The following is a 16000-nucleotide window of genomic DNA, read 5'->3' on the forward strand; positions in this document are numbered from 1 at the left end:
CTGGAGCGGGAAACGAGACTCGAACTCGCGACCCCGACCTTGGCAAGGTCGTGCTCTACCAACTGAGCTATTCCCGCGCCTTGTACCGTTAATAAATTCTTCACCGGTACGGGGTGCGCATTATACGAGAAATCGTTGCTGCTGCAAGCGTCTGAAAGCAAAAATTTTCGCTTTCAGCGCGTTTGCTGATTAAATCAGCAACCTGGTGATTTCATGCGCACCCGTCGCCGATTAAAGCTGCAAAAAGTGTTCGCGGTAGTACGCCAGCTCCGCCACGGACTCACGGATATCATCCAGAGCCTGGTGCGTCCCCCCTTTTTTGAAGCCAGGAAGGATATCGGGTTTCCAGCGACGAGCCAGCTCTTTCAGGGTACTGACATCCAGATAACGATAGTGGAAGTACGCTTCCAGCTCAGGCATATACTTAAACAGGAAACGACGATCCTGCCCGATGCTGTTGCCGCAGATAGGCGAGGTGTTCGCCGGAACCCACTGTTTCAGGAACTCAATGGTCGCCAGCTCTGCTGCACGATCGTCAATCTGACTCTCCTTCACCCGCGCAACCAGACCGCTGTTGGTGTGGGTGCGGACATTCCACTCATCCATCAGCGCCAGCTGCGCATCAGACTGATGAACGGCCATGACCGGCCCTTCCGCCAGAATGTTCAGGTTGGCGTCAGTCACCAGGGTCGCAATTTCAATAATGCGATCGTGCGTCGGATCAAGTCCGGTCATCTCAAGATCAATCCAGATCAGATTCTGTTCATTTCCAGTAGCCATGCTGTTTCCTGCGGTTGCTGTAGTCGTCATTTACGATGAATAAGGTGTATCATAGACGTTTTGCCCAGCCGGGCGAAATCTGGCTAACGCTGTGAGGGTGAGTGAGTAAAAATAAACTGTCGAAGGGCCAACAACGCCGCGTAAGCGCTAACCACGATCGCCGTCTCAACCAACGCAGAGAGCGTCCGGAAGCGGATGACAACCTGTTTGGTGAAGCTGCAGATGGGGTCGTTGTCAGCCGTTTTGGCATGCACGCTGATGTTGAGGATAGCGCAGGCGTCGCCCACCGCTGCAATATCCGCCGTACCATTCGTTCGCTGGTCACCGGCGACCGGGTGCTGTGGCGTCCGGCAACCAGCGGCAACAAAGGTATTGTTGAAGCGGTGCATGAGCGCACCAGCGTATTAACCCGCCCCGATTTTTACGACGGCGTGAAGCCGATGGCGGCGAATATCGACCAGATCATCGTCGTCTCCGCAATCCTGCCTGAACTGTCGTTAAACATCATCGACCGCTATCTGGTTGCCAGCGAAACGCTGGATATTGAACCGTTGCTGGTACTGAACAAAACCGATCTGCTGGATGACAAGGCGCGCGCCTTTGTCGATAAGCAGATGGATATCTATCGCAATATTGGCTATCGCGTGGTGATGGTCTCCAGCCGGGCGAAAAACGGCATGGACGACCTGAAAGCGGCGCTGACCGACCGCATCAGTATCTTTGCCGGTCAGTCTGGCGTCGGCAAATCGAGTCTGCTGAATGCCCTGCTCGGCTTCGACAAAGAAGAGCAGGTCGCTATTCTGACTAACGAGGTTTCGGATGGCTCAGGCTTAGGCCAGCACACCACCACCGCATCGCGCCTTTATCACTTCCCGGACGGCGGCGATGTGATCGATTCACCTGGCGTGCGTGAGTTCGGTTTATGGCATCTTGAGCCGGAACAAATTACCCGCGGATTTGTCGAATTCCGCGCATTCCTTGGCGATTGCAAATTCCGCGATTGTAAACACGGCAGCGATCCCGGCTGTGCCATTCGCGAAGCGGTCGAACAGGGCAAAATCAACAGGTCCCGTTTTGATAACTACCACCGTATCCTGGAGAGCATGGCGCAGGTAAAAACGCGTAAAAATTTCCCTGATGGTGAAAGTTAATCGGTATAACCGCGTCTGAACGGATAAGCCGGAGCATTTTGCGAGGTGCATTCCAGTCGCGCGTCCAGACCGTGCAGCGTGCCGGAATTCGGGTATAGTCGCCATCTGAACGGGGCGCTGCTACAATCCGCCCCCTTTTTTACAACGTCATAAATAGCCAGGAGGCTAAGGTGTTTGATCGTTTAAAACTCGGCTTGAATCATATTCTCCCGAAGAAATGGCTGACTGAACTTGCCGGTTGGGGCGCCAGTCGCCGCGGTGGTTGGTTGACCAAACTGGTCATTGACATCTTTGTCTGGTTTTACAAAGTCGACATGGCGGAAGCGCGTAAGCCCGATACCGCCAGCTATCGCACCTTTAATGACTTTTTCGTTCGTCCGCTGAAAGACGATGCGCGTCCGGTGGATGCCGATGCCAATCTCATCGCCCTGCCCGCGGATGGTGCTATCAGCCAGCTCGGCCACATTGATGGCGATCAGATTTTCCAGGCTAAAGGTCATCACTACACCATTGACGCCCTGCTGGCGGGTGATGAGCGGATGGCAGCCCAATTTGTTGATGGCGAGTTCGTCACCACCTATCTGGCGCCCCGTGATTATCACCGCGTCCATATGCCGTGCAACGGCATCCTGCGTGAGATGATTTATGTGCCTGGCGACCTCTACTCCGTCAACCCGCTGACCGCGCGTAATATTCCCAACCTGTTCGCCCGTAACGAGCGCGTCATCTGCTACTTTGAAACCGATATCGGGCCGATGGTGCAGATCCTGGTGGGTGCCACCATTGTCGGCAGCATCGAAACCGTCTGGGCTGGCACCATCACGCCACCGCGTGAAGGCGTGATCAAGCGCTGGCACTATCCGGCAGCGGATGATGAAAGCGCCGTGGTGCTGTTGAAAGGCCAGGAAATGGGCCGCTTCAAGCTTGGCTCTACCGTCATCAATCTGTTCGCACCTGGCCGCGTCAAACTGGCTGAAAGCCTGGAAGCAGAAAGCAAAACCCGTCTGGGTCAACCGCTGGCGATTGCGCTGCCGGTCGCGACAGACATTTCAGACGTCATCGTCGATTAAATTGAGTGTCCTCTGTGCGTTCGATTCTCCTCCTGCTGCTGAGCCTGTGGCTCAGCAGCCCGGCCTTCGCGGCCAGCCTTCCTGATGCCAGCCAGCTCAAACAGCAGCTGGAAGAGATAAAATCGGCCAAAAGTTCACCCTCTCAGGCTGAACAGATCCAGACGATTGAAGCCGCCTTAAACTTTCTCTCTGAACGCGATGAATCGCTGGAGCGCGCGGCGCAATATCAGCAGGTTATTGATGATTTTCCGCGTCTGGCGCGCGAACTGCGTCAGCAGATCGCCGCGCTGAGTGACAGCGGGAAAACCGTGCGCAACAACATGAGCAGCGCCGAGCTGGATCAGGAGATCCTGCAGGTCAGCAGCCAGCTGCTGGAAGAGGGGCGTCAGGCACGGCAGGAGCAGGATCGGGCGCGGGAAATCAGTGATTCGCTGTCGCAACTGCCGCAGCAGCAGACGGAAGCACGCCGGGCGATGACGGAGAGTGAACGCCGTTTGCAGAGCGTCAGCAGCAGTTCGCCACAGGGGCAGCTGCAGCTGGCGGCTCGCCAGGCGGAAAGCGCCGCGAATAAAGCGCTGGTCGATGAACTTGAGCTGGCACAGCTCTCTGCCAACAACCGTCAGGAACTGGCGCGGATGCGGGCTGAAGCCCACCAGCGCAAAGCAACTCAGCTCGATAACTATCTTCAGGCGCTGCGCAACCAGCTCAACGATCAGCGGCAACGTGAAGCCGAAGTCGCGCTGGCCCGCACCGAGCAACTGGCAGAAAACAGTGGCGATCTTCCGCCAGAGATCAGCGATCAGTTTCGGGTTAACCGCGAACTCTCGGTTGCCCTGAATCAGCAGGCGCAGCGCATGGATCTGGTGGCGTCGCAGCAGCGACTGGCCACCAACCAGATTATTCAGGTCCGTCAGGCGCTCTCTACCCTGCGTGAACAGTCGCAGTGGCTGGGTGCCTCTAATCTGCTGGGCGAAGCGCTACGGGCGCAGGTCGCGCGTCTGCCGGAGATGCCCAAGTCGCAGCAGATTGATAATGAGATGGCACAGCTTCGCGTGCAGCGTCTCAATTATGAAGATCTGCTGGAGCGCCAGGAGGCGCTGCGCAAGGGACGGCAGACCGATGGTCAGCCCTTCACCGCAGACCAGAAGCGTATTCTTGATGCGCAGCTACGCACTCAGAGGGAACTGCTCAATTCGCTGATCTCCGGCTGTGACACGCTGATTCTGGAGATCACCAAGCTCAAGGTTGGCAACACGCAGTTGCAGGATGCGCTGACGGAAGTCAAAGAGGCGACGCACCGCTATCTGTTCTGGACCGCCGACGTTAACCCGATTGGTTTGAGTTATCCGCTGGATCTGGCCAAAGATCTTTCCCGTCTGCTGTCGCTGGATACGCTGGGTCAGCTCGGCAAAGCGATGGCGATGATGTTTACCAGCCGCAACTCGGTGCTGCCGATTATTGGTGCGTTGCTGCTGGTCGGCTTCAGCATCAGTTCGCGCCGCCACTTCAATGCTTTCCTTGACCGTTCCGCCAGCAAAGTCGGCAAGGTCACGCAGGATCGTTTCCGCCTGACTATCCGTACCCTGTTCTGGTCGATCCTGGTGGCGCTGCCGCTGCCGGTGTTATGGGGTGCGCTGGGTTATGGCCTGCAAAACGCCTGGCCCTACCCTATCGCCGTAGCGATTGGTGATGGCATTACCGCCACGCTGCCGCTGCTGTGGGCGTTTATGATCAGCGCTGCCTTTGCCCGTCCTAACGGCCTGTTCATTGTGCATTTCCGCTGGCCGCAAAACCGGGTGGCGCGCGCCATGCGCTACTACTCGCTGAGCATCGGATTAATTGTGCCGCTGATTATGTTGCTGATCGCCTTTGGTAATCTGGAAGATCGGCAGTTCTCCTCGTCGCTGGGCCGTCTCTGTTTCATCCTGATCTGCGGGGCAATCAGCATTGTCACCGTGAGCCTGAAGCGTTCCGGGATTCCGCTCTATCTCGATAAAGAGGGAAATGGCGAGAACATGGTGAACCGGATGCTGTGGAACCTGATGATCGCTATGCCGCTGATGGCTGCCCTCGCCTCCGCTGTGGGTTATCTGGCTACCGCGCAGGCGCTGCTGGCGCGACTGGAGACCTCTGTCGCCATCTGGTTCCTGTTGCTGGTTATCTATCACATTATCCGGCGCTGGATGCTGATTCAGCGTCGCCGTCTTGGCTTTGATCGCGCCCGTCAGCGCCGTGCCGATATGCTGGCTAACCGTGCGCGCAGTGAAGAGGAGAAGGAGCAAGGCTCTCTGAACACTGATGCGATTGAAATTGAAGAGCCGGTAATTGACCTGGATGCGATCAGTGCGCAGTCGCTGCGGCTGGTACGCTCTATCCTGATGCTTATCGCCCTGGTCTCCGTGATTGTGCTGTGGTCAGAAATCCATTCGGCCTTTGGCTTCCTGGAGAATATTCAGCTGTGGGACGTCAGTACCTCAGTACAGGGCGTAGAGTCGATTCAGCCTATCACCCTGGGGTCAGTGCTGATCGCCATTCTGGTGTTTATTATCACCACCCAGCTGGTGCGCAATATGCCCGCGCTGCTTGAGCTGGCGCTGTTGCAGCATCTTAATCTGACGCCAGGTACGGGTTACGCCATCACCACACTGACCAAATATCTGCTGCTGTTGATTGGCGGGCTGATTGGTTTCTCAATGATTGGTATTGAGTGGTCGAAGCTGCAGTGGCTGGTTGCCGCGCTGGGTGTGGGACTGGGGTTTGGTTTGCAGGAGATTTTTGCCAACTTTATCTCAGGTCTGATTATCCTGTTCGAAAAGCCGATTCGTATCGGCGATACCGTGACGATCCGCGACCTGACCGGCAGTATCACGCGAATTAATACCCGCGCGACCACCATTACCGACTGGGACCGCAAAGAGATCATCGTGCCAAACAAGGCCTTTATCACCGAGCAGTTTATTAACTGGTCGCTGTCCGATTCCGTGACGCGCGTGGTGCTCACCATTCCGGCTCCGGCGAAAGTCAGTAGTGAACAGGTGACCACCATTCTGATCCAGGCGGCTGAACGCTGCAGCTATGTCCTGGACACGCCGCAACCGGAAGCCTTCCTGGTCGATCTGCAGCAGGGAATTCAGTTATTTGAACTTCGTGTGCATGCTGCTGAGATGGGACACCGTATGCCGCTGCGTCACGAACTGCATCAGTTGATTCTGAGCGGATTTGATCAGCACGGTATTGAGATGCCGTTCCCGCCGTTCCAGATGCGTATGGAAACCCTGGGTAAGAAGCTGCCTGCCAGCAACGGCACACCCGCTGCCCGCGCCTATAAGTCTGGCGGACTGTAATGCAAAACGCCCGGCAAAGCCGGGCGTTATTGCAAGTCTGAGCCGTCAGTTACTGCTTAACGAACTCTTCGCCCTGGGCGATATCTTTCTTCAGCGTATCCAGCATGCCTGACAGCGCCTGCTGTTCGTAAGCGCTGAGGGTACCAATCGGCCTGCGTTCAGCCACACCGTTTTTACCCAGCAGCAGCGGCTGGGAGAAGAAGCGCGCATGTTCACCCTCGCCTTCTACGTAAGCACACTCCACCACATTAGCTTCACCCTTCAGCGCGCGTACCAGTGACAAACCGAAACGTGCAGCTGCCTGGCCCATCGACAGCGTGGCCGAGCCGCCACCCGCTTTGGCTTCCACCACTTCGGTGCCGGCGTTCTGGATGCGTTTGGTCAGATCGGCCACTTCCTGATCGCTGAAGCTGACGCCTTTAACCTGCGACAGCAGCGGCAGAATGGTTACGCCAGAGTGGCCACCAATGACCGGGACTTCAACCTGGTCAGGCTGCTTGCCTTTCAATGCAGCCACAAAAGTATTGGCGCGAATGATATCCAGCGTGGTCACGCCGAACAGCCGATTTTTGTCGTAAACACCGTGCTTTTTCAGCACTTCTGCCGCAATGGCCACGGTGGTATTGACCGGGTTGGTGATGACACCAATCAACGCTTTAGGTGCCGTTGTGGCAACCTGTTCGATCAGGTTACGGACGATACCTGCGTTAACGTTAAACAGGTCGGCGCGATCCATACCGGGCTTACGTGCGACACCCGCGGAAATCAGTACCACATCGGCACCCTGTAAGGCAGGCGTGGCGTCTTCTCCACTGAATCCCTGAATAGCCACTGCGGTAGGAATATGGCTGAGATCAACGGCAACACCCGGCGTAACCGGCGCGATGTCATACAGCGAGAGTTCTGAACCTGCGGGAAGCTGGGTTTTGAGCAGAAGTGCGAGCGCCTGGCCTATGCCGCCAGCGGCACCGAGAACGGCAACTTTCATTCTTAACTCCTTATTAAGGTGGGGCAGAGATGGGCCGAAATTCTATCTGTGTCAGACCTTAATCAACTGCTCAGGCGATGATAAATATCCGTTGTTAATTCTACGTGTTTTCACACTTAATCTCCGGATTCAAAAGTTACTTATCATTGCACCTGAATGACCGACAACTTTGCCGTCGTCAGACAGAGAACGGCTACGTGCGTTTTCTGTTACTACACCACCAATAATATAACAACTTTGCAACCTTCGCCTTCCGGGGCTGTGACGCGTGTTTTGGTCTGAGCGGATTTATTTGCTATTATCGCCGCCCGCTAGCCGCCCGGACGCTGCTCATCAATCGAACGATTGCATAAAAATGCATATAAATGCATAATCACCACTCTGCCGCGGGCGGATGCGCGGTTATTCTCTCTATTTATTGGTAACCTATGCGAAACCCATCGAAACAAGACGATCTGGTTAAGGCTTTCAAAGCCTTATTAAAAGAAGAAAAATTCAGTTCCCAGGGCGAAATTGTTCAGGCGCTTCAGGACGAGGGCTTTGAAAATATCAATCAGTCCAAAGTCTCGCGGATGCTGACCAAGTTTGGCGCAGTGCGCACCCGGAATGCCAGGATGGAGATGGTCTATTGCCTGCCCGCTGAGCTGGGTGTGCCGACCACCACCAGCCCGTTAAAAAACCTGGTACTGGATATCGACTACAACGATGCCCTGGTAGTGATTCATACCAGTCCCGGCGCAGCGCAGCTGATTGCACGTATGCTGGATTCACTGGGTAAGTCGCACGGGATTCTGGGTACCATCGCTGGCGATGACACAATCTTTATTACCCGCGCGCGCGACTTCACCGTTAAGCAGCTGCACGGCGCCATCCTCACCCTGTTTGAACAGGAACTCTGATCGCGGACTGACGACCGGCCATCATGCGCCAGATCGTCAGTTCGTTCTCTCTGCTCACCCCTTTCCACAACAATTACCCGCTCTGGATAAGTAATAAGCCTGCTTTAACACGCCCGGCTGTTGGTCAGATCGATAACTCTGCTTCACTTTCTGCGCTATTTTACACTGCTTTACATCACTGAACCGGCACCATTGCCCGGATCCAGATCAAACTCCAGCCCGATGCACGCCCGACTTTCGCACTAAAAGTTAAAGTGATCTATCTCACTGTTTTTGCAATTAAAAGTGGCTTAAAGGTTACTTTTTGCCCTTTTTTTATAACGTTAAGTTATTAAAAGTAGCCATAAGGATAAAGAATCACAAAAAAACATTATTAGCGGGGTATTAATTTCTGACGTTATTAGTTCTATACTTCTTTTCGTGATGCAAATCACACTAAATAAAAAGATAAAAATAGACGACGAGGAAAAATCTATGAACGTAAAAACTACTATTGCTACCCTGAGCATTCTCTCCGCCCTCTCATTTGGTGCTGTGGCAGCAGAATCTATTGATGCGTCACAGGCACAGGATCTGCAGGCTGTCGGCACCATCAGTGTCAGCGGCGTGGCGGGTTCACCGATGGATATCAAACAGAAACTCAGCGACAAAGCCGATCAGCAGGGCGCAAAAGCCTATCGCGTGATTGAGGCATACAACAACGGCAACTATCACGCTACCGCCGCACTGTATAACTAAGGCGTAACCGATAATGCCATCTGCTCTCTGTCTGACGCGCCCTTTTGCGCTCCGGAGAGCTGAAGCAGAAATTTCAGGAGAGTTGACCATGAAAATGAAATTAGCTATCGCTGCACTGAGTCTGGCATCCCTGTTCTCAGTGGGTGCTAACGCCGCCAGCCTGGTGTCCAATGAACAGGCACAGGGTCTGCAGCCAATGAATCAGACCATCAGCATTGGTGGACGAAATGGCGACCAGACGCATATCCGTCAGGTGCTGTCAGAGAAAGCGGATGCCCAGGGCGCAAGCCACTATCGCATCATCGAAAACAACCAGGATAACACCTGGCATGTCACCGCTGAGCTTTATAAATAATTAACCGTGATGACGCCTGAAGGGCGTCAGAAGATATCGACGACCCGCCTTTACGAGTAACCGCAGGTTGTTGAAAGTATTGAGGAGATAATCATGAATATCAAAACAACCATCGCTACAGTCAGTCTGCTTTCCGTTATGGCGTTCGGCGCATCAGCCGCACAGCTGGTCACCGGCGATCAGACGCAGAACCTGCAGCCTGCGGGCACCGTAACCATCAGTGGAACCGCGGGATCGCCAATGGATTACCGCGCTGAGCTTTCTCAGAAAGCGGATGAACAGGGTGCCAGCGCCTATAAAGTTATTGAGGCGCGCACCGGCGATAACTATCACATCACCGCACAGCTTTATAAGTAATTCCTCGTCAGATGTATGACGAACCCTTTGGCCCCGCTCGCCGGGGCCTTTTTTCATCTGACGTTTTATCTGACATTAAAGTGAAGTTGACCTTCCAGCTCCTCTTCCGCTTCATCAAATAACAGAATCAGCGCGCCATAACGCCGTCGCTGTCCCCTGCCCAGATTAACAAATTCAATCTCCAGCGGCAGCGGTAACAGATCGCCCGTCACCACATCCCATAATCCATCCAGATCGCAGATGCGGCGCTCCTCCAGCGCAAATCGCTCGCTGAACTGGCGGAAGAAATGGGCCTGATCGACAATTTCATTAAAATCAAAACGCTCGATTTTCATGCTGACGGCTCCCATGCTCCGTCTGCGGGCGACCTTCGCCGCCCGTTACTGTCCGCTAGCTCAAACCGCCCAGGTGCAGCGCTTTGACCTCCAGATACTCTTCCATGCCGAGTACCGAACCTTCGCGGCCCAGCCCCGACTCTTTCACACCACCAAACGGCGCCAGCTCGGTTGATACGGCACATTCATTAATGCCGATCATGCCGCTTTCCAGCGCGGCTGAAACACGGAACACCCGCTGCAGATTCTGGGTGTAAAAGTATGCGGCAAGGCCGAACGGCGTATCGTTAGCGCGGCGGATGACGTCATCTTCATCATCAAAGCGGAAACAGGCAGCCACCGGACCAAAGGTCTCCTCCTGCGCGAGCTGCATCCCTTCGTGCGCCTCAGTAATCACAGTGGGCTGCCAGAAGTTGCCACCCAGCGCATGTCGCTCGCCACCCGCCAGTAATTTGCCACCTTTTGCTACCGCATCATTGACGTGCTGCTCAACCTTTTCCACCGCCGATGCCTCAATCAATGGCCCGACAATCACGCCCTCTTCCATGCCGTTGCCCACCTTCAGCTTGTTCACTTCGGTAGCCAGCTGCTGAGTAAAACGATCATAGATAGCATTGTGAATGTAGAAGCGGTTTACGCTGACGCACACCTGGCCCGCATTACGGAATTTGTTGGCAATGGCGCCCTGTACGGCGGCATCAATGTCGGCATCGTCAAACACGATATAGGGGGCATTACCCCCCAGCTCCATCGACACTTTTTTCATGGTTTCGGCAGCATTGCGCATCAGCAGCTTGCCCACCTGGGTGGAGCCGGTGAACGAGATTTTACGCACCGCTTTGCTGGCCATGATGGCATCGCTGATAGCATGGGTATCACCGGCTACCGCATTCAGTACACCATCAGGCACGCCTGCCTCTTTCGCCAGCGCCAGCAGGGCAAAGGCGGAGAGTGGCGTGTTATTGGCAGGTTTAATAATGCCGGTGCAGCCGGCAGCCAGAGCTGGCCCCAGTTTGCGGGTCAGCATCGCCATCGGGAAATTCCACGGCGTAATGGCGGCCACAACGCCAATCGGTTCGCGGGTTGCCAGAATACGGGAGCCGGGTTTAGCTGGCGGAATAATCTCACCATTGGTCCGTTTCGCCTGCTCGGCGAACCACTGAATAAAACTGGCGGCGTATTCTACTTCCCCTTCCGCCTCTTTTAGGGGCTTGCCCTGTTCGGTCGTCATCAGCTGTCCCAGCCAGCGCTTGTTCTCAATGATCAGCTGGTACCAGCGAGTGAGAATTTCAGCGCGCGCTTTTGCAGTCTGCGCCCGCCAGGCGGGAAATGCGCGCTCCGCTGCGGCGATAGCCTGTTCCGTTTCAGCTTTACCCGCTTTTGCCACCTGTGCAATCACCTCACCGGTCGCCGGATTGGTCACGTCAAAGGTAGAAGCCGCCTGATGCCACTGACCGTCCGCTAAATAACCGGTCCGGAACAGTTCGCTCTCTTGCAGTGATTTCATTGATTCGCTCCTGTCAGTTTTGCTCTTCCGTCTGGAGAGTATAGTTGGCAAAAGCGACAGATTTTGTGATGGGTGGGGATTGCGCAGGCCGCTGCAGGTCACAGCGGCCAGATTCAGATTTGGATGAGCGTGTTCTGGTACTTATCCAGCATCATAGCCAGTCGTTTTACCGGTTCCGTTACGCTGGCGGGAGCCTCGTAATGGGCCAGTTTTTCCTGATAGACATCCAGCTCTTTCAGCAGACGTTCAAAGTAGTAACGCCGCTTGTCATCGCTGCTGGCGGAGATCACCCGGTCAGCGGTGTAACGCAACTGCCGGTGATAAGCAGAAAGATCGGCATTCACCGGCACTTCTGCGTCGCGTAACCGCTGATGACCGATGATCAGCGTCAGGGCGATGCGATATTTGTTGATATCGCCCGGAAACAGGTTCAGCAGCAGAAACAGTTGCTGATAGAGCGCTGGCAGATGGTTTTCACGCCGGCGCGCCTGATTGGTCGTCATGGCAGAGACAGCCGCATACATAAAGCGGTTCAGCAGCTTGCGGCCGGTGCGCGCTTTTGATTTATCACGAATCAGCAGGATCACCATCATCGCCACGAAGCAGCCGATGACCTGGCCCAGAACGTTATCGAGAAAGACGTTAATGTGGAATTCCATCGGATTATCCAGCACCAGAACGTTAAGGGTGCCAATCAATGCCCCCAGCGTGCCGAGCTGACGCCGCTGAATGAAGATACCACCGATAAACCCGAGCAGGCCGATTGCGATGCAGAGCAGCAGCGCGCTCTGCTGCGTCGCCGGGAGAACATACATAAAGTAGAGCGCACCCAGCGGAACCGCGACCGTCATGCCGTAGAGAAAGTCCTTTGCCATCATCAGCGGGTTGGGCATACGCATCGCCAGCGCGGTGATGACAGCCAGCATGACCATGCAGCCACTGCCAGAGGTCCAGCCGGTATAGAGCCAGAACAGCGAACCCAGCGCGGTCGCCACAAAGGTACGGATACCATTGATCATCGCATGATGCGTTTCAGCGGAACGCGCCTGGATCACCACCTCGCGCTGCAGAATCTCCTCTTCCAGCGAGGTGATCCGGCTATTACTTTTGATCCCTTTCAGCAGCAGCAGATATTCGGTGGCGGTGCCTACCCAGCTGGCCAGCGTGACCGGCGTTGATTTGCCGCTGGCACCAATCACCCGGCGCATCACCTTCATCCGCTTATGCACCTCTTCAACGGTCGAGGCTGGTTTTTCAACCATCAGACGATACTGGGGCGGAATGTAATCAGGACGGGAATTCTGGATCAGAAAGGTTTCGGCTGCCTGTGTAATCAGCGTCAGTGACAGGGTATTGAGCATCTGCAAACGGCGGTTGCTGTTCTTCCAGCGTGAGGACTCCATCATCAGCTGGCTGCGCATGCTGTTCAATGCCGTGGTGCGCCTTACCAGCGCGCTCCAGGCCTTGTCGACCTCTTCTTTATCACCGTGAGCGACGCAGAGTTGCAGCAGGTTATAGTGTGCCACCAGCAGCGAATCGACCTCAGCGTCGATCACTTTTTTAATCGAACGGGGTGAGAAAATCATGTCGGCCAGAATGGCGCACAGGATGCCGAGTACGATTTCACTGCAGCGCTCTACCGCATATTGTGGCACCAGCGTCAGACCGCCGCTGGCGTTAGCCGTCACCACAATAATCAGCGCGGTGTAGCCCGCCAGTCCGAGCGCGTAAGAGTTTTCTACCTTGATCAGCGAAGAGAGCCAGACGCAGAGTCCTGCCCAGATGCAGCACAGCAGCAGCATCACGACCGGTGCACGCACGGTGGCAATCATGATGGTCAGCGCGGCGATACAGCCAATAAATGTCCCGATAATACGCAAAACGCCGCGATAGCGCAGCGCCCCGGAATAGGGGTCCCCCCCTGCTGCAAACGCGGTGCCGCCGGCCACGATACCGGCGGTCATCACCGCCCAGCGCGGCGTTTCAAGGTTAAAGTGAAAACCCACCATCAGCGCTAACACCAGCGCAAAGGTGAGCTTTACCGGGAACCGCAGGAACTCGATCATATCGCCCTCTTAACCAAACTCACGCAGGCGATTAAACAGTCGGACCATCGGTGAAACCTGTTCAGGCTGACGATCGGCCTGACCGGTGATCACCACTGTCGCTGTCGTGCCCGCCGGGAAGCGATTGCCGGGCTGCTGATCAAGCCGGATGCGCACCGGCACACGTTGCGCCAGACGCACCCACTCCAGATTGGAGTCCACCGTTGCCATGCCTTTGCTGTCGACCGAGCTGCTGCTGTTGGTGACGCCAGCCGCCACACTGTCTACGGTGCCGCGCAACACGATGTTGCTGCCAAGTGGGGTGACTTCCGCGCGGAAGCCCTTCTCCACGCCGTGCAGTTTGGTCTCTTCCAGGTAAGCCAGCACATAGAAAGAGTGCTGCTGAACCAGCGCCACGGCAACCGAACCACGGGTAATAAACTCACCCTGGTAGACATTCAGGTTAGTGACCCAGCCATCGGATGGCGCTTTCACCGTGGTGCGCTCAAGGTCAATCTTCGCCAGATCGCGTGTCGCCACCGATTTCGCCAGCTGATGTTCGCTGGTTTGCAAATCGTTATTGGATTGTTCGATAGCCTCGCGCGACATGGCGGAGGTGCCCAGCTGGTTACGGCGCCCGGCTTCGCGACGTTTCTCACTGACCAGTGCCTGGTAATATTCAACATCCGCCTGCGCCTGATCGAGCGCTTTTTGATAGCGCGGCCGGTCAACCACAAACAGCGTATCGCCCTTCTTCACCAGCTGGTTGTCGTGCACCGGAACCTCGGTAATCAGGCCGGTGACGTCAGGGGAGATCGCCACCACGTCAGCGGCGAAACGCGCATCACGGGTCCAGGGCGATTCGGTATAGAAGACCCAGGCACGGAAAATAATGACCACTGCGATGATGACCAGCAGGATAGTAATCGCGTAGCGCGCGATTTTTCTTATGAGTGCTTTCACTTAAACCTCAGACTAATAAACGGGAGACAAGGTAAAACACACAGCAGTAAAGCGCTGTATTAAAAAGTGCCGGATGCCAGACAAGATCGTAGATACCGCTCGGCGTAAGCACGCGTTTCACTAACCAGAACAGCATCAGTGAAATAATAAGTTCGATGAAAATGGGCGGAAAAGAGAGCCCAAACATGACAAATACCGGAAGCACACTCATCACAAATCCTTAGTTCGACCTTGCCGGGATACTCATGCCTCTTCAGATGTCGCAGGAAAACCCTCTGGAAGCGTTATCCGAACCGCAGCTGGCTTAATAATAGCGTATCATCGAAGGGTATCAGGCAATGAAGAATCACCGGGAAATACCCCGGCGCGCTTATAATAACGCGCCTGACTATAAGTTTTCTACAGAATGTGATCTAAATCACTTTTAAGTCAGAGTAAATAATGGAACGACTGAAAGGCATGTCTGTCTTCGCTAAAGTGGTCGAACTGGGTTCGTTTACCGCTGCGGCGCGTCAGCTTCATCTGAGCGTCTCATCAATCAGCCAGATCGTCGCGAAACTGGAAGATGCATTGCAGGTGAAACTGCTGAATCGCAGTACCCGCAGTATCGGGCTGACCGAAGCGGGCAAAATCTATTATCAGGGCTGTCGCCGTATGCTGGCCGAAGCGACGCAGGTGCATGAACAGCTTTACGCTTTTAACAATACGCCCATTGGCGTACTGCGAATTGGCAGCTCCTCTACCATGGCGCAGAACGTGTTAGCTGGCATGACCAGCGATATGCTGCGGGAATATCCGGGGCTGAGTGTGAATCTGGTCACCGGCGTTCCGGCCCCGGATCTGATCGCGGATGGTCTGGATCTGGTGATTCGGGTGGGAGCGTTAAAAGATTCCAGCTTATTTTCGCGTCGCCTGGGTGCGATGCCGATGGTGGTGTGCGCCGCAAAAAGCTATCTGGCGCAGCATGGTACGCCGGAGAAGCCGGGTGATATCGATAATTTTTCCTGGCTGGAATATAGCGTACGGCCCGATAACAATTTCGAACTGATTGCGCCGGAAGGATTAGTGACACGCCTGGCACCGCAGGGACGTTTTGTGACCAATGATTCCCTGACGCTGATTCGCTGGCTGAAGTCGGGCAATGGCATCGCCTATGTGCCGATGATGTGGGTGATTGATGAGATCACCGCAGGCGAGATCGATATTCTGTTTCCGCAGTATCAGTCCGATCCGCGCCCGGTCTACGCGCTCTATACCGAGAAGGATAAGTTACCGCTTAAGGTGCAGGTCTGTATCGATTATCTGACCGGCTATTTTGAACAGGTGGCTGAACAGTATCAGCAGCATCGTAAAAGCTAACAATAGATTGTTGACAACATCTGTCCCGACCAGCTGTAAGACCCAGCCAGCGAAGGGAACACGGTCAGATCGGAAAGACGCAAAATCCGTCATCCCTGACACGCTCGGC

General features: G+C 55.0%; 15 protein-coding genes and 1 tRNA gene. 8 read left to right on the top strand and 8 right to left on the bottom strand.

Features of this window, described 5'->3' with window-relative positions; translation table 11 throughout:
* Position 1: 1 nt before the first annotated feature.
* Together NR201_RS21555 and orn are read right to left on the bottom strand one after the other, a co-directional pair.
* Positions 2 to 77, bottom strand: a tRNA-Gly gene (locus NR201_RS21555).
* 154 nt (positions 78 to 231) lie between these two features.
* Positions 232 to 780, bottom strand: coding sequence for an oligoribonuclease (orn, locus tag NR201_RS21560; RefSeq protein ID WP_010256094.1), 549 nt, complete (start codon positions 778 to 780; stop codon positions 232 to 234).
* Positions 781 to 881: 101 nt separating this feature from the next.
* On the opposite strand from orn, the gene rsgA reads away from it, so the two are divergent.
* The 3 genes from rsgA to mscM all read left to right on the top strand — a co-directional run bounded on the left by rsgA (position 882) and on the right by mscM (position 6345).
* Positions 882 to 1931, top strand: coding sequence for a small ribosomal subunit biogenesis GTPase RsgA (rsgA, locus tag NR201_RS21565; RefSeq protein ID WP_010256092.1), 1050 nt, complete (start codon positions 882 to 884; stop codon positions 1929 to 1931).
* Between the two features lie 170 nt (positions 1932 to 2101).
* Positions 2102 to 3001 carry an archaetidylserine decarboxylase gene (gene asd / locus NR201_RS21570; RefSeq protein WP_010256089.1) on the top strand — a complete coding sequence of 300 codons (900 nt, stop codon included), beginning with the start codon at positions 2102 to 2104 and terminating at the stop codon, positions 2999 to 3001.
* Between the two features lie 14 nt (positions 3002 to 3015).
* On the top strand, positions 3016 to 6345 hold the full coding sequence (gene mscM / locus NR201_RS21575; RefSeq protein ID WP_132500101.1) for a miniconductance mechanosensitive channel MscM: 3330 nt from the start codon (positions 3016 to 3018) through the stop codon (positions 6343 to 6345).
* Positions 6346 to 6394: 49 nt separating this feature from the next.
* On the opposite strand, the gene mdh is transcribed toward mscM, so the two are convergent.
* The gene (gene mdh / locus NR201_RS21580) at positions 6395 to 7333 is read right to left on the bottom strand and encodes a malate dehydrogenase (protein ID WP_010699812.1); all 939 of its coding nucleotides are present in this window, start codon (positions 7331 to 7333) and stop codon (positions 6395 to 6397) included.
* A gap of 428 nt (positions 7334 to 7761) precedes the next feature.
* Here mdh and argR point away from each other — a divergent pair, with 428 nt between their 5' ends.
* From argR to yhcN (NR201_RS21600), 4 genes are all read left to right on the top strand, one after another.
* The gene (gene argR, locus NR201_RS21585) at positions 7762 to 8232 is read left to right on the top strand and encodes a transcriptional regulator ArgR (RefSeq protein WP_010256080.1); all 471 of its coding nucleotides are present in this window, start codon (positions 7762 to 7764) and stop codon (positions 8230 to 8232) included.
* A 474-nt stretch (positions 8233 to 8706) separates the two neighbouring features.
* The gene (yhcN, locus tag NR201_RS21590) at positions 8707 to 8970 is read left to right on the top strand and encodes a peroxide/acid stress response protein YhcN (RefSeq protein ID WP_010256077.1); all 264 of its coding nucleotides are present in this window, start codon (positions 8707 to 8709) and stop codon (positions 8968 to 8970) included.
* 88 nt (positions 8971 to 9058) lie between these two features.
* A complete protein-coding gene (locus NR201_RS21595; protein WP_010256074.1) occupies positions 9059 to 9325 on the top strand; it encodes a YdgH/BhsA/McbA-like domain containing protein in 267 nt (88 codons plus the stop codon).
* 93 nt (positions 9326 to 9418) lie between these two features.
* Positions 9419 to 9682, top strand: a complete 264-nt coding sequence (gene yhcN / locus NR201_RS21600; RefSeq protein WP_010256072.1) for a peroxide/acid stress response protein YhcN — start codon at positions 9419 to 9421, stop codon at positions 9680 to 9682.
* Positions 9683 to 9747: 65 nt separating this feature from the next.
* Here yhcN (NR201_RS21600) and NR201_RS21605 read toward each other — a convergent pair whose 3' ends face one another.
* The 5 genes from NR201_RS21605 to aaeX form a co-directional block, all read right to left on the bottom strand.
* Entirely contained in the window at positions 9748 to 10017 is a 270-nt protein-coding gene (locus tag NR201_RS21605; RefSeq protein WP_010256069.1) for a hypothetical protein, read from the bottom strand.
* Positions 10018 to 10072: 55 nt separating this feature from the next.
* Positions 10073 to 11524 (bottom strand): NAD-dependent succinate-semialdehyde dehydrogenase, encoded by a 1452-nt coding sequence (locus tag NR201_RS21610; protein ID WP_010699815.1) that lies wholly within the window; start codon positions 11522 to 11524, stop codon positions 10073 to 10075.
* Between the two features lie 113 nt (positions 11525 to 11637).
* On the bottom strand, positions 11638 to 13590 hold the full coding sequence (aaeB, locus tag NR201_RS21615; protein ID WP_010256064.1) for a p-hydroxybenzoic acid efflux pump subunit AaeB: 1953 nt from the start codon (positions 13588 to 13590) through the stop codon (positions 11638 to 11640).
* 9 nt (positions 13591 to 13599) lie between these two features.
* Positions 13600 to 14532, bottom strand: coding sequence for a p-hydroxybenzoic acid efflux pump subunit AaeA (aaeA, locus tag NR201_RS21620; protein WP_010256061.1), 933 nt, complete (start codon positions 14530 to 14532; stop codon positions 13600 to 13602).
* 7 nt (positions 14533 to 14539) lie between these two features.
* Positions 14540 to 14743, bottom strand: a complete 204-nt coding sequence (aaeX, locus tag NR201_RS21625; RefSeq protein WP_010256058.1) for a p-hydroxybenzoic acid efflux pump operon protein AaeX — start codon at positions 14741 to 14743, stop codon at positions 14540 to 14542.
* Positions 14744 to 14973: 230 nt separating this feature from the next.
* Here aaeX and aaeR point away from each other — a divergent pair, with 230 nt between their 5' ends.
* On the top strand, positions 14974 to 15891 hold the full coding sequence (aaeR, locus tag NR201_RS21630; RefSeq protein WP_010256055.1) for an HTH-type transcriptional activator AaeR: 918 nt from the start codon (positions 14974 to 14976) through the stop codon (positions 15889 to 15891).
* Positions 15892 to 16000: the final 109 nt, after the last annotated feature.

Origin of the sequence: Pantoea sp. Fr-CA_6, assembly GCF_024520895.1 — a bacterium.
GTDB classification, from domain to species: domain Bacteria; phylum Pseudomonadota; class Gammaproteobacteria; order Enterobacterales; family Enterobacteriaceae; genus Pantoea; species Pantoea agglomerans.